General features: G+C 56.6%; 11 protein-coding genes and 1 pseudogene. 8 read left to right on the top strand and 4 right to left on the bottom strand.

Annotated features, from left to right (window positions below):
* Positions 1 to 11 precede the first annotated feature (11 nt).
* The 3 genes from ureE to ureG are packed head-to-tail and all read left to right on the top strand — an operon-like array spanning position 12 to position 2,106.
* On the top strand, positions 12 to 671 hold the full coding sequence (gene ureE, locus DBV39_RS07750) for an urease accessory protein UreE (protein ID WP_108621048.1): 660 nt from the start codon (positions 12 to 14) through the stop codon (positions 669 to 671).
* A complete protein-coding gene (locus DBV39_RS07745; protein ID WP_227870858.1) occupies positions 668 to 1,453 on the top strand; it encodes an urease accessory protein UreF in 786 nt (261 codons plus the stop codon). Before ureE ends, DBV39_RS07745 begins: the two co-directional genes overlap by 4 nt.
* Before the next feature lie 44 nt (positions 1,454 to 1,497).
* Positions 1,498 to 2,106 (top strand): urease accessory protein UreG, encoded by a 609-nt coding sequence (ureG, locus tag DBV39_RS07740; protein ID WP_108621047.1) that lies wholly within the window; start codon positions 1,498 to 1,500, stop codon positions 2,104 to 2,106.
* Positions 2,107 to 2,189: 83 nt separating this feature from the next.
* On the opposite strand, the gene DBV39_RS07735 is transcribed toward ureG, so the two are convergent.
* Together DBV39_RS07735 and mutS are read right to left on the bottom strand one after the other, a co-directional pair.
* The gene (locus DBV39_RS07735; protein WP_227870914.1) at positions 2,190 to 3,341 is read right to left on the bottom strand and encodes a cupin domain-containing protein; all 1,152 of its coding nucleotides are present in this window, start codon (positions 3,339 to 3,341) and stop codon (positions 2,190 to 2,192) included.
* A gap of 158 nt (positions 3,342 to 3,499) precedes the next feature.
* Positions 3,500 to 6,106, bottom strand: a complete 2,607-nt coding sequence (gene mutS, locus DBV39_RS07730; protein WP_407669275.1) for a DNA mismatch repair protein MutS — start codon at positions 6,104 to 6,106, stop codon at positions 3,500 to 3,502.
* A gap of 692 nt (positions 6,107 to 6,798) precedes the next feature.
* Here mutS and DBV39_RS07725 point away from each other — a divergent pair.
* From DBV39_RS07725 to DBV39_RS07715, 3 genes are all read left to right on the top strand, one after another.
* Positions 6,799 to 7,581: an EAL domain-containing protein gene (locus tag DBV39_RS07725; RefSeq protein ID WP_227870857.1), complete on the top strand. Its 783-nt coding sequence runs from the start codon at positions 6,799 to 6,801 to the stop codon at positions 7,579 to 7,581.
* A 141-nt stretch (positions 7,582 to 7,722) separates the two neighbouring features.
* Entirely contained in the window at positions 7,723 to 8,382 is a 660-nt protein-coding gene (locus DBV39_RS07720; RefSeq protein ID WP_108621045.1) for a 3-oxoacid CoA-transferase subunit A, read from the top strand.
* A 19-nt stretch (positions 8,383 to 8,401) separates the two neighbouring features.
* Positions 8,402 to 9,040 carry a 3-oxoacid CoA-transferase subunit B gene (locus DBV39_RS07715; protein WP_108621044.1) on the top strand — a complete coding sequence of 213 codons (639 nt, stop codon included), beginning with the start codon at positions 8,402 to 8,404 and terminating at the stop codon, positions 9,038 to 9,040.
* 752 nt (positions 9,041 to 9,792) lie between these two features.
* On the opposite strand, the pseudogene cysE reads toward DBV39_RS07715, so the two are convergent.
* Positions 9,793 to 10,302, bottom strand: a pseudogene (cysE, locus tag DBV39_RS19895) (serine O-acetyltransferase); the annotation flags it as partial.
* A 94-nt stretch (positions 10,303 to 10,396) separates the two neighbouring features.
* Entirely contained in the window at positions 10,397 to 11,182 is a 786-nt protein-coding gene (locus DBV39_RS07705; protein WP_108621042.1) for an RNA methyltransferase, read from the bottom strand.
* Between the two features lie 42 nt (positions 11,183 to 11,224).
* Between DBV39_RS07705 and DBV39_RS07700 the strand changes: the two genes are divergently transcribed.
* Both DBV39_RS07700 and DBV39_RS07695 read left to right on the top strand, forming a co-directional pair.
* Positions 11,225 to 12,013: an inositol monophosphatase family protein gene (locus DBV39_RS07700; RefSeq protein ID WP_108621041.1), complete on the top strand. Its 789-nt coding sequence runs from the start codon at positions 11,225 to 11,227 to the stop codon at positions 12,011 to 12,013.
* A 59-nt stretch (positions 12,014 to 12,072) separates the two neighbouring features.
* On the top strand, positions 12,073 to 13,653 hold the full coding sequence (locus DBV39_RS07695; protein ID WP_108621040.1) for a TerC family protein: 1,581 nt from the start codon (positions 12,073 to 12,075) through the stop codon (positions 13,651 to 13,653).
* Positions 13,654 to 13,655: the final 2 nt, after the last annotated feature.

Below are 13,655 nucleotides of genomic sequence, written 5' to 3'. Positions count from 1 at the left end.
AGGGAGATGCGATGACAATCCGTTTCGAGACTTGCGTTGCGGCGTCCGGCATGGCATCCGGACCGGGGGGCGGACGCTCTGGAAAGACGACTTTGGCCGCGGTCATCAACCAAATGGCGGTGCAAAAACTGGCGCTTACCAGTCATCAGCGTAACCGCTCCCGACTGGCATGTCTTTTGCCGGACGGGCAGGGGGCAGCCATCATTCTGCCCGCAAGGCAGTCGATGCATCCAGGTGATCGTCTGTTGTCTGCGTGCGGTTGCCACTGTGTCGAGATTGTGGCTGCCAACGAGCCGCTGTTGCGTATTGAGGCAGACAGCCCGTTTGCTTTGATGCGAGTTGTGTATCACCTGGCCAATCGTCATGTGCCGGCGATGTTACTGCCTGAGGCAGTTTTGATTGAGCCCGATACAGTGCTTGCTGACCTGGTTCTTCGGCTTGGGGCTCGGGTTAATCGTGTCGAGGCACCTTTCGTTCCCGAATCCGGTGCATATGCCGGTTCGCACGAGCATGGTTCCGGACACGCGCATCTACATTTGCACGTCGATGGTCGGCAGGGCGCAAATCACGGGCATCACCAACGTGATGATGATCCGATGGACGCAGAAATGGGTCATGTTGGTGAGATGCTGTCGCGCCAGGCGCACGAAGCCAGGCAGGCGCGGTCATGATGGACCTTACCGCTTCTGCTTGTGATGCATCAGAAGCCATGCGATGGTCGGTCAGTTCACTGGTCGATGCGATGCATCTGGGAAGTACCGGTCTGCCTGTGGGTGGCTTTGCCTACTCGCAAGGCCTTGAGCAGGCGCATGAAGACGGACTGATCAGCGACCGTGACAGCGCTGCACACTGGATTCGCGATGCGCTGATTCTGGTCCTGGCGCGTCAGGATCTGCCTTACTGGCTTGCTTGTCACGCAGCGGCTCGTCAGCGTAGCTGGAACGAGCTCGACGATCTGGTGCAGGAGCTTGTTGCACTCAGGGAAACCGCAGAGCTCAGGATAGAGTCCGCTCAAATGGGCTACTCGATCATGCAATTGTTCCATCAGTGGTGGCCAGCTCCAGACGGTCGCACAGCCGACGCATTCAATGCCAGTGGCGGGGGCGCACTTGAGAATCCTTGCGAGTTGCCAGATGCGCTGCAAAGGAAGCTTGCGTGCAACTACACAGCCGCGCATGCAACACTGTGCGCAATCAGGACAATGCCAGCTACCGTGGGCTTGACGGTTTATGTCTGGTCATGGCTGGAGGCTCAGGTCATGGCTGCGTTGAAGATTGTGCCGCTCGGACAGCGTGACGGACAGTGGCTATTGCATCAGGCTCGTCAATGGATCGAGCAGTCTGTGCAGATCGCCAGAGAAACCCCACTTGCACAGGCAGGTAGCGCTCCATTCGGGTTGGCGATACTCAGTGCCCGCCACGAAACGCAGTACACCCGTTTATTCAGAAGCTGAGAGTCTGTAGCCAGTCAGATTGATTGATTCAGGAGAAATTTAGTATGTCATCCAATCCATTGCGAATTGGTGTGGGCGGCCCGGTTGGATCGGGCAAGACCACCATTGTCGAAGTGCTTTGCAAGCGCATGCGTGAACGCTACAACCTTGCGGTGATCACTAACGATATTTATACCAAAGAGGATGAGCGTCTACTGGTGGCTGCACAGGCCTTGCCGGCAGATCGGATCATGGGCGTCGAGACCGGTGGTTGTCCCCATACTGCCATTCGTGAGGATGCATCGATCAATCTGGAGGCGCTTGAGCGGATGAATCAGCGCCACCCCGGACTTGACCTGGTTTTCATTGAATCAGGGGGCGACAATCTGGCGGCGACCTTCAGCCCGGATTTGTCGGATCTCACGATCTATGTCATCGATGTTTCCGGGGGAGAAAAAATCCCCAGAAAGGGTGGTCCCGGTATCACGCGCAGCGATCTGCTGGTGATCAACAAGATTGATCTGGCTCCTTACGTTGGCGCAAGCCTGGACGTCATGCGTCACGACACTGACCGGATGCGCCCTGAACGTCCCTGGGTGATGACCAACCTGAAGACTGGAGAGGGAGTGGATGAGGTCATTCAGTTCATCGAACAGCAAGGCTGTCTGGTCTGAATGCCTGCAGCGTCGGCCCACCTGCGCCAGATGATCTGTTCTTTCTGTCGAGACGGCACTACCGTCAGACCACTCGGGTCTGATCAAGTATCAAGTGGCTGGTAGTGCAGCCATCCATCTTCATACCACTGTGCCAGTAGCTCCAGGATGTCTTCGGACATCCTGGTTCTATCTGAAGCGAGAATGGTCAATGCGCGTGCGTCGGCCAGGGATTTCAGACGGGGACTCGCTTTCAGGGGGGCTAATTCGCCATTGATATAGAAATGGCTGGATTCGTAGAGCATGCGAGTACGGCGATCCACCTCCCAGTGTCCACGTCCTTTTCGCTCAAAGATGGTCTGGACGACAGATTCGGCATCTGCTGGTGGTTCAAACACGGCCAGCGGGTGGGGTTCGGTCAGCCAGCAGCCGAGGTAGCGGCTCGCCAGTTTTCGGTCAAAACGGACCTTGCCAATGGCTTCAAGTGTCGCGTCGATTAGCTGCACGGGGATCTCTCCCGCATGCGCGGTGGCTGACTGGGACGGATCCTTGTAATGACTTGTGAAGTCCGGACCGGGTAGTGGCGGGTCGGCGTATAGCCCGGACCCGGCACCGCTGCGCGCCGCGATCTGCTCTGCTGCAGCCTCGAGCATGCCTTGAGCCAGCGTGGATGCCTGAGGCGCCCGGAACCCGACTGATAGTGTCATGCAGTCGTTGCTGAGCGAGATCCCGTCATGTGCCGCGTGTGGAGGCAGATACAGCATGTCACCTGGCTCCAGAACGACATCTTCCCGTGGCTGGAAACTGGCGAGAATCTTGAGAGGCAGGTCGGGCACCAGGCTGAGATCCTTCTGCTGGCCAAATTTCCAGCGACGTCTACCCCGCGCCTGGATCAGGAAGACATCGTAACTGTCGAAATGGGGGCCGACACCACCGCCCTCGGTGGCAATCGACGCCATGAGGTCGTCGAGTCTGGCTGCGGGGATGAAGTTAAAGCGGTGCATCAGCCGGGCTGCAGCGTCGTTGTGCAAGTCGATGCTTTGTACAAGCAAGGTCCAGTCAGACTCACGCTGCATGGGCAGTCGTGCGAAAGGCCCTGTCTGCATCTGCCACTGATCATCCTCGCGCCATATCAGTCGTGATTCGACGTCGTCGCGACGAGCCATACGCTTGAGCTCAGCGGACGACACAGGCGGCCTGATGTCTTTGAACGCCTGACGCACAAGCAAGGGTTTCTTTTGCCAGTACGACCGCATGAAATCTTTGGCACTCAACCCGCCGAGGATTTCCAGTGGCTGGTCAATCTCCGGCTCGGGTGCTGCATGCTGAGGTCCTGTGGCATCAGTCCGATGAGCGGCGTTGTGGCTGTCTTTACGGCTTGCCTGTTTTCTGGGTGTTCTGGATAGAGGGTGCGTCATTGCAGTCTCTGTCTGAGTTGGTATAGTGCGTCCAGTGCCTGGCGTGGTGTCAGGCTGTCAGGATCAATGTCGGCAATCTCGCGCACCAGGTCTTCGTAGGCCTGAAGGGACTCGCGGGCCTGTTCGCTCGTGTCAGTCTCTGGTGGAGCAAACAAGCCGAGTTGAGGGCTGGGCGCACCTTGGGCCTCAAGCCGCTCAAGTTCCCTGGCCGCGTGCCGGATGACGCTGGCGGGAATCCCGGCGCGTTTGGCGACTTCAATACCGTAACTGCGGCTCGCTGGACCATCACGCACTTCATGCAGGAATACGATCCCGCGGGCTGAGTCTGCAGCGGCCAGATGCACATTGGCACTGCACGGATTCTCTGAGGGTAGACGGGTCAGCTCGAAGTAATGTGTTGCAAACAACGTCAGGGCACGGTTGTGGGAGAGCAGCCGATTGGCAATAGCCCAGGCGAGCGCGAGACCGTCATAGGTTGATGTGCCGCGTCCAATCTCGTCCATGATGACCAGACTATGTGATGTGCTGGCCGCCAGGATTGCTGCCGCCTCAGTCATCTCCATCATGAACGTGGATCGGCCCCCCGCAAGATCGTCGGCAGCGCCAATCCGCGTAAAAATACGGTCAATCGATCCGATGACCGCCCGTCTTGCCGGGACATAACTGCCAGTGCGAGCCAGCAGCGTGATGAGGGCGACCTGTCGCATGTAGGTCGACTTGCCCCCCATGTTCGGACCCGTGACAATCAGCAGGGAGCGGGTCGGATCCATCCGGCAGTCATTGGGTGTAAAACGCTCGATAGTGTGTTCGACAGTGGGGTGTCGTCCGGCTTGAATCTCGATGCCTGGTGAGTCCACCAACTCGGGAGCCACCCAGTCATGGCGTCTGGCGTGCAATGCAAGCGCACACAATGAGTCAATTTGTGCCATGGCACTTGCTGCACGCGTGAGTGCGCGGGTGCGTTCGACCAGCGAGTCAAGCAGCCCTTCGTATAACCATTTCTCGCGCGCCAGTGATCGCTCCCTGGCCGAAAGTATCTTGTCTTCCCATTCCTTGAGCTCGGGTGTGATGTATCTCTCGGCATTCTTGAGTGTCTGCCGTCTCCGGTAATGCTCCGGGACCTTGTCACTCTGGCCTCGGGTGACCTCGATGTAGAACCCGTGAACCCGGTTGTATTCCACTCTCAGATTGGCAATACCGGTACTGTCTCGTTCTTGCTGTTCGAGCTTGACCAGAAATGTTCCCTGATCAGCGGCCAGTTCTCTTAACTCGTCTAGCTCGGCATCGTAGCCGTCTGCCATCACGCCACCGTCGCGCAACTGGACGGCTGGCTCGACAGCGATTGCCCGGCTGAGGGTGTTAGCGAGTGCATCGTCCAGGCAAAGGTCTGCGATGAGCGCTGGCAGGTGACTGTCCGCAGAACACTGATAGGCGGTTAGCTGTGATACGAGCGCGGGCAGGCCGACCAGTGCATCGCGCAAACTTGCGAGCTCGCGCGGGCGAACCGTGCGCAGCGCAATGCGCGTACTGATGCGTTCGAGGTCTGGCCAGTGACTCATGCTCCTGATCAGCGCGTCAAGCGAATCGGGTGGAGCCCCTTCAAGCCAGGTGCGCACGGTCGCCTGCCGCTTGAGGACTTCACTGCTGTCGCGCAGCGGGTGATGCAGCCAGCGTCGAAGCAGTCGACTTCCCATGGGAGTGACACAATGATCCAGCAGACTGAATAGTGTCGGGCTATCCTGTCCGGAAATGGTTTCTGTCAGTTCAAGATTGCGCCGGGTTGCCGGGTCCATGATGACGAACTGACCTGGTCGTTCAGCCTGTAGCGTATTGATATGAGACAGAGACTGCGACTGGGTGCGCAGAACGTAACGTAGCAACGCGCCTGCCGCACAGACTGCTGTCTCCTGATCGCCAAGGTCAAACCCATCCAGACTGTCGACCTTGAAGTGCGCCAGCAACTGTTCGCGTGCGTTGTTGAGCTCGAAATGCCAGACGGGCACAGTCGCTATGGCACAGGGACGAGACAGTTCGAGTGAATGACCTTCTGCGGCGATCATTTCTGCCGGATCAATGCGAGACAGTGTCGTGCTGACCAGATCCGGATGGCATTGAGTCAGAGTGAACTCGCCACTGGCCAGGTTCAGCCACGCCAGCCCCGCGTCGCCATTGGGTCGGCCCTGTCTCACTGGTTGCCACCAGGCTGCCAGGCAACGGTCGGATTTGCTCGGTAGCAACGCGGCATCAGTCAGTGTTCCGGGGGTGACGATCCGGACAATCTTTCTTTCAACGGGACCCTTGCTGGTGGCCGGGTCACCGATCTGCTCACCCACCGCGACAGATTCGCCGGCTGCGAGCAGCTTGGCCAGGTACTGCTCGAACGCATGCACTGGGACTCCTGCCATCGGAATCGGAGCACCATTGGAGGTCCCGCGCTGGGTGAGCGTCAGCCCAAGCAGGCGTGCGCCTCTTTCCGCATCATCGTAAAACAGCTCATAGAAATCCCCCATCCGGTAGAACAGCATCAGATCGCCTGCCTCTTCTTTCAGCTGAAAGAACTGGCGCATCATGGGGGTGTGGGCAGAGAGGTCTACTTTGGTCATTCAGCTCGTTGATTTCGTGTTGTAGATGTGCGGCAAGCAGATTGTGTATGACACGGGCGCATCGGTCTGATGCCAGTGCATTGGCAGCAAGACGGTCTCTTGTGGCGACCCGGTTGGTAGTGTCCGGGCACGGTTTGTCAGAAGAGATGTTGCAGGCAATCCGATTTTGTCTCTCATCTAGTGCCCCACTAACCTTCTGCTCGACTCATGCGCTGGAGATGAGGGTCTGAGAAAGTCACGCTGATCGTTGCCAAACCGCCATTGGGTATGTAATGACTAATGACCGTCTCTGCGGTGCCTATTTCTCTGGAGCCACTTTTCGTATGCGCCACTGTTACTGACAGTTTAGCCGGTTTGGACCTTGCCCAAGCGGCCGACCAGGGTTGCCAGATGTCAAGTCCAGACGATCGCTTTAGTCGTCGTGGATCGAGCAGCTTACCCGTGGCCGCAGCGATCTGGCGTGACCAGGCGGTTGGGCAATCTGGAGTGACAACCCCTTGTGCCAATGGATGCATCATCTTCGATTACTCTCGGTTTTCGAGCAGGGAGTTGTGGCTGTGGTTGATGTGGGTGATCGATCACGCTCATCGCCTTTGGTGCCGGTCACTCCATGTGCTACATTTTTTAGTTAAACGACCAATGTGAGGTCAGATGAGTCGCAATCCAGTGACTTGCATGCGCTCACGGAGTTGATGATGTATTTATCCGAATTTTTTGGGGATGCCGATGACGAGATCATCGGCTGTATCCACTGTAAAGGCGCCAGACCACTGAACAAGCGGATGAAGATGGCATTTCAGCCGATTGTCGATGTCGATACTCGGGAAGTTTTTGCGTATGAGGCGCTGGTACGTGGGGAGAACGGTGAGTCGGCATGGTCCGTTATCAGTGCGATATCGCAAGAGGATATGTATACCTTTGATCAGACCTGCAGGGTGCTCGCAATCGAGACGGCCCAGCGTCTTGGCATGCAAACTTATCTATCGATCAATTTTCTACCGAATGCCGTGTATGAGCCTGCGACCTGCATCCGTCTGACTCTGGCCGCTGGCCGAAAGGTTGGGTTTCCTCCGGAGCGTCTCATATTCGAGATGACCGAATCGGAGAAAATCAGTGATCCAGCGCACGCTCTGCGCATCATCAGAGACTATCAGAAGAGAGGGTTTTTGACTGCGATCGATGACTTCGGGGCTGGGCACTCAGGTTTGAATCTGCTGGCTGATTTTCAGCCGCATATCGTCAAGCTTGATATGGCGCTGACTCGCGACATTGATAAAGATCCAGTGCGTCAGGCAATCGTAGGAGGTGTAATTGGTACCTGTCGTGCACTGGGATGCAGGATTGTTGCCGAAGGGGTGGAGACCCGCGAGGAGCTCGACACGCTGCGCCAGATGGGGGTGCACCTGATCCAGGGTTACCTGTTGGCCATGCCAGCGCTTGAAGCACTGCCAGAGCCTGACTACAGCGTTTGCTGACAAGCATGTCCAGGAACGATCCATATCCAGGAACCGTCCCTGAGGTGCGGGTTTTGATTTTTGGGGCTGCGCAGGACTTGCTTGGAACATGGCCGCCATCGCGTTAGACTGGCCTTTTTTTGCTTCGGGTGTGACGCAAACATGATCAACAAAATAGTTTCCTCCCTGGAAGAAGCGGTGGCCGGGATTAAGGATGGTTCCACCGTTCTGGTCGGTGGCTTCGGGGGTGCTGGCCAGCCGATTGAGCTTATCGATGCGCTGATTGCACAAGGTGCCAAAGACCTTGTCATCGTCAATAACAACGCGGGTAATGGTGAAACCGGACTGGCGGCTTTGATGAAAGAAGGTCGGGTCCGAAAGATTATCTGTTCGTTTCCTCGCCAGGCTGACTCCTACGTGTTCGACGAGTTGTACCGAGCTGGCAAGATCGAGCTCGAACTGGTGCCACAAGGCGGTCTTGCCGAGCGAGTACGCGCAGGCGGGGCTGGAATTGGTGGGTTCTACACTCGTACAGCGGTCGGAACCCCACTTGCCGAGGGGCGGGAAGTCCGTAACATCGATGGTGTGGACTACCTGTTTGAGTACCCGATTCGTGCCGATGTGGCGCTAATCAAGGCCAAGCATGGTGATCGTTGGGGTAATCTGACATACAACAAGTCTGCCAGAAACTTCAACCCGGTCTATGCAACAGGTGCAGATCTGACCATTGCCCAGGTGGCTGATGTGGTCGATCTCGGTGAACTGGATCCTGAGGCGATTGTGACACCAGGTATCTATGTCGATCGTGTAGTCAAAGTTTAGTCGCGAGGGTTAGAACAACATGGCACGTTTATCCAGAGACCAGATTGCAGAGCGACTGGCAAAAGATATTCCTGAAGGCGCGTATGTGAATCTGGGCATCGGGTTGCCGACCAAGGTCAGCAACTACCTTCCAAAAGACAAAGATATTTTTCTGCAAAGCGAGAATGGCATTCTGGCCATGGGTCCGCTTGCAGCCGAAGGTGAAGAGGACTGGGATCTCGTTAATGCTGGCAAACAGGCTGTAACCCTGCTCAAAGGTGGTTCCTACTTCCATCATGCCGATTCATTCGCCATGATGCGAGGAGGTCATCTTGACTACTGCGTGCTAGGGGCATTTCAGGTCTCACGTGATGGTGACCTGGCCAACTGGTCGACTGGTGAGTCAGGCGCGATACCGGCTGTGGGTGGAGCAATGGATCTTGCCGCCGGCGCGCGTGCGACCTACATCATGATGGAGTTACTCACCAAGGACGGTCAGTCCAAACTGGTCGAGAAGTGTACTTATCCGTTAACCGGCGTGCGTTGTGTCAAGCGAGTTTACACCGACTATGCGGTCTTTCAGATCGAACCCGAGGGCGTCGTGCGGGTGATTGACGACTGCGCCGGTGTGGGTCAGGACGAGTTGCGCAGACTGACAGGGCTTGATCTGGTTTTCTGAGAAATGCCTGCACCTCTTCGCGAAACGTTTGGTCTTGTCGCGAAGAGGATATTTCGCTGTGTCAACAGCTCCACGCGTCCTGACGTTTTCTCCGGATCATCTGGCTGACGGCTATCGCTCCAGGTTATTGGGATGTGGCCGGGCCTCCTGGAGCGGTGCTCGCTTGGTTACCGGGGCCTTCATGTATCACACGGATCCGTTATCCGCGTGATACGCAACATGCGTTATTCCACCAGCTTGTTCAGTCTTTCGGTATCTAGCGAACCGTTTTCAGGTTGCTCGATTTTTTTACCCAGAGATTCGATCGCCTGGCACAGTTGGGTGATTCTTGCATCCTGTCGTGCAGCATGCTCGATCAGCTCCTGAACCACCTTGACGAGCGGGTCGGTGTCACTACTGTCGACCGCATAAGCGCTAAATCCGCTATCCGTATCTGTCTGGTTTTGTGCCTGACTCTGCTTGCTTTCCTGTGTATCGGTCGACGTGCTATAGGATGTTCCGCTGGTCCTTGCGCTACTCATAGCATTGGGTGCGCCGTTTGATTGTGTCGAGGCCGCTCGGCCAGCTGCATTTGCCTGCGGACCACCCTTGCCGTTGTTGCTCAGCATCTCCTGAAGTGGTCGAGTATCGAGCTGTCCTTCGTTGCAGCATCCAGTCAGGTCCTGCGTGGATAGAGGGGGAGGCGCAATCGGTTGCTGCGGATCGACGAAGGGGCGTGCGCGCGCCGCAGTATTGTCCTGGTTGTCTCGGTGCTCGATGATGCGCGCTGGATTGCCGACCGCCGTTGCACCAGCTGGCACAGGCTTGACCACTACTGCGTTCGATCCGATTCGGGCACCGTCGCCGACCGTAAATCCGCCGAGTACCTGTGCACCGGCACCAACCACCACGCCTTGACCAAGCGTCGGATGGCGCTTCTCACCTTTGTATAACTTGGTTCCTCCGAGGGTTACGCCTTGGTAAATCGTACACTCATCACCAACTTCTGCGGTCTCGCCAATGACCACTCCGTGTCCATGGTCGATGAAAACCCGCCTCCCAAGCGTCGCGCCAGGGTGAATCTCAATCCCTGTCAGGATGCGCCCAAGGTGCGAGATGAAGCGCCCAAGCCAGTACCAGCCGCCTGCCCAGAGTCGATGCGCCATGCGATGTATCAGGATAGCGTGCAGGCCTGGATAGCAGGTGATGACCTCGAGCCGGCTCCGTGCGGCCGGGTCGCGTTCCAGTATGCAGGAGATGTCTTCTCGGATTCGTTCAAACATGTATCAATCGTAACTGAAGGCGCCAGTCTGATCGTGACGCAGACGTGTGACTGGCAGGGTCATTGTGTTGTGTCTGACCGACACTGTCACTGCCTCATGGGATGTCGTGGCCGGCCTTGCGCGCTGTGGTGATCATGGCAGTGCAGACGCCTCGCAGCATGTCGACCTCGTCCCGGCTCAGATCTGAGCGCTGAAGAAGATGCTGCATTCTGGCAACCAGCTTCTTGGGATGTTTTGGATCCAGAAACTTGATTGCAACCAGTGCCTGTTCCCAGTGCTCAAGAAGGTTATGCACGGCCTGTGCACTGGCTGGCGCCTTGCCTGGATCAGGTCGAATGTCCGGGGTTGTGGGTAGACGCTCGTCAGGATCAATCAGTGCGTAACGCATTTCCCAGGCGGCAAGTTGCAGGGCCTGGGCCACATTGAGCGAACTGTAGGCCGGGTTGGCTGGGATGTGACAAACGCGCTGGCAGAGGGCCACCTGAGCATTGTTAAGTCCGGCACGCTCACACCCCAGGACAATTGCGACCCGATTCTCTGTATGCTCGGCGAGGTGAGCGCGCCCCAGTTGTGCGGCTTCCCGGATGTCTAGCGGTGGCGGACCGAGATCACGCGCCCGTGCAGTCATCGCAAATGCCAGTGTAACGGGGGCGAGTGCCTCCTTTAAACTGGTAACCTGACCCGCGGATGTCAGGACGTCTGTGGCGCCTGAGGCGAGTGCGATTGCTTGTGAATCACTGATGATGTCGGGCTGCTGGGCACCCGCAATCCACAGATCCGAGAAGCCCATGGTCTTGACGGCACGCGCCGCCGAGCCTACGTTGCCAGGGTGACTTGGCTCTGTCAATATGAAGCGCACCCGTTCGAAGCTAGAAGTCAACTAAAATCCCCGCATTACTCTGTCAGGACGACGAAATTTTCCATGCATCCAATGTTAAACACGGCGGTCAAGGCCGCCAGAAAAGCAGGCAATATTATCAACCGCGCCAGCCTCGATGTAGAGCGACTGCAAATTGCACAGAAAGGTAAACGTGATTTTGTCACGGATGTCGATCACGCGTGCGAGGAGGCAATCATTGATATCCTGCACACGGCCTATCCCCAGCACGCGTTTCTGGCTGAGGAGTCTGGCAAGGTACATCACCCGGAAGATGGCTCTGTGCCGGATTTTGAGTGGGTAGTTGATCCCCTGGACGGTACCAGCAATTTCATTCATGGTATGCCGATTTATGCGGTGTCGATTGCCTTGCGTCACCGTGGGCAGCTCACCCATGCAGTAGTCTACGATCCAAACCGCAACGAGTTGTTCACGGCTAGCCGGGGAGGCGGAGCGTTTCTGAATGACCGCAGAGTGCGGGTCTCGGGCCAGCGCCGGCTTGGTGATGCATTACTTGGTGCTCGCTGGCCTGGCTCGGCAGATCCAGACGGTGGTTCGACTCGTCAGCTCAGGCAGCTGAGCTTAGACAGCGCGGGCGTTCGTCGTACGGGGTCATCGGTTTTGGATATGGTGTATGTCGCTGCAGGTCGCCTTGACGGGTTCTGTGGCGCAAATCTCAAAGAATGGGATCTGGCAGCGGCCGCATTGATTGTTCAGGAAGCTGGAGGTCTCGTGACCGACTTCACTGGTGAGCAGCAATGGATGAGTTCGGGTGAGGTTATCGCTGCGACACCTAAAATCTTCCCGCAATTGCTGTCGTACTTCACAGAGTGACAGAACCCTGCGACATAATTCCGCTACCATTGAGCTTAACTTTACAACGGGAGCTCTGAATGGAATGGCTGCTTGACCCGACAATATGGGTCGGCTTGTTGACGCTGGTTGTCCTGGAAATCGTTCTGGGGATTGATAACCTCATCTTCATCGCCATTCTGGCTGAGAAGCTTCCGCCGCGCCAGCGGGATCAGGCCCGGGTGATCGGACTGTCGCTTGCGCTGATCATGCGTCTGGTGCTGCTTGCTGGCATCGCCTGGCTGGTACAGCTTACCGAGCCAATCATCGAGTTTGGTTCGATCAGTTTTTCTGCCAGAGATCTCATCTTGATTGTGGGTGGATTTTTTCTGCTCTTCAAGGGTACGCTTGAACTGCACGAGAGGATCGAGGGCAAGCGCCCAAGCAGCTTTGGTCCCAGGGTCTATGCAAGCTTCGGTGTGATCGTTACCCAGATCGTCGTGCTCGATGCGGTGTTCTCGCTTGACGCGATCATTACTGCAATCGGGATGGTCAATCAGTTGCCAGTGATGATGGCTGCCGTGATCATTGCGATCGGAATCATGCTGATTGCCTCCAAGCCATTAACCAGATTCGTGAATTCTCACCCGACGGTGGTCGTGCTCTGTCTGGGCTTTTTGATGATGATCGGTTTTTCGCTGGTAGTCGAAGGGTTCGGTTATGAGGTGCCCAAAGGTTATCTGTACGCGGCAATTGGATTCTCGATTCTGATCGAACTGCTCAATCAACTCGCGCGTCGCAATTTGTTGCTTATCGATGCGAAGCGTCCCTTGCGTGAACGTACTGCGGAGGCGGTCATGCACATGCTGGGCAAACGGCTTCCACAGCAAGCGATGGAACAGGACGTGGAGCCCGGCGAGAAGGGCGAGCACGTCACCTTTGCAATAGAAGAGCGCAACATGGTAAGCGGAGTGCTCACGCTGGCCGAACGTTCCGTTCACTCCATCATGACGCCCAGAACGGAGATTACCTGGATCGACATGGAAGAAGCGCCCGATATGATCCGGCAGCAGATTGAGGATACGCCGCACAGCTTTTTTCCGGTGTGTCGGGGGTCCCTCGACGAGGTGGTCGGAATTGGTCGAGCCAAGCGTATGGTGTCCGATCTGCTCACGCACGGGCGCATTCGCGAGAGTCGTCTCAAAGACCCTATCATCGTACATGACACGATCAGTGTGATCAGGCTGATGGATACGCTCAAGCGGTCTCGTGGTCAGTTGGTGCTGGTCGCAGACGAGTTCGGAACCATTCAGGGGCTGGTCACACCAATCGACGTGTTTGAAGCAATTGCAGGGGAGTTTCCGGATGAGGACGAAACACCAGACATCGTTGCTGTGGATGAACGTCACTGGCAGGTGGATGGTGCCGCCGACCTTCATCTGCTTGAGCAGGTGCTCGAGTTAGGTGGGCTGGTGCAGGAAGCGGATGAGTACACGACCTTGGCCGGTTATCTGCTGGCACGATTTGGGCAGCTGCCGGCAGTGGGTGATCAGTGTGAATTGACGACTGATCATGCCTCTTATGTTTTCAAGGTGATGCGTCTGGAAGGGCGTCGGATTGCAATGGTTGATATCGAGAAGATGTTTCACAATCCACAGTACAACGAGGCAGAGGAGTCTTGAGC

The organism is Orrella marina, from assembly GCF_003058465.1.
Classification (GTDB): Bacteria; Pseudomonadota; Gammaproteobacteria; order Burkholderiales; family Burkholderiaceae_B; genus Algicoccus; species Algicoccus marinus.
Note: the sequence above shows the minus strand (reverse complement) of the source record. Positions and strands in the feature narration are given on the sequence as shown.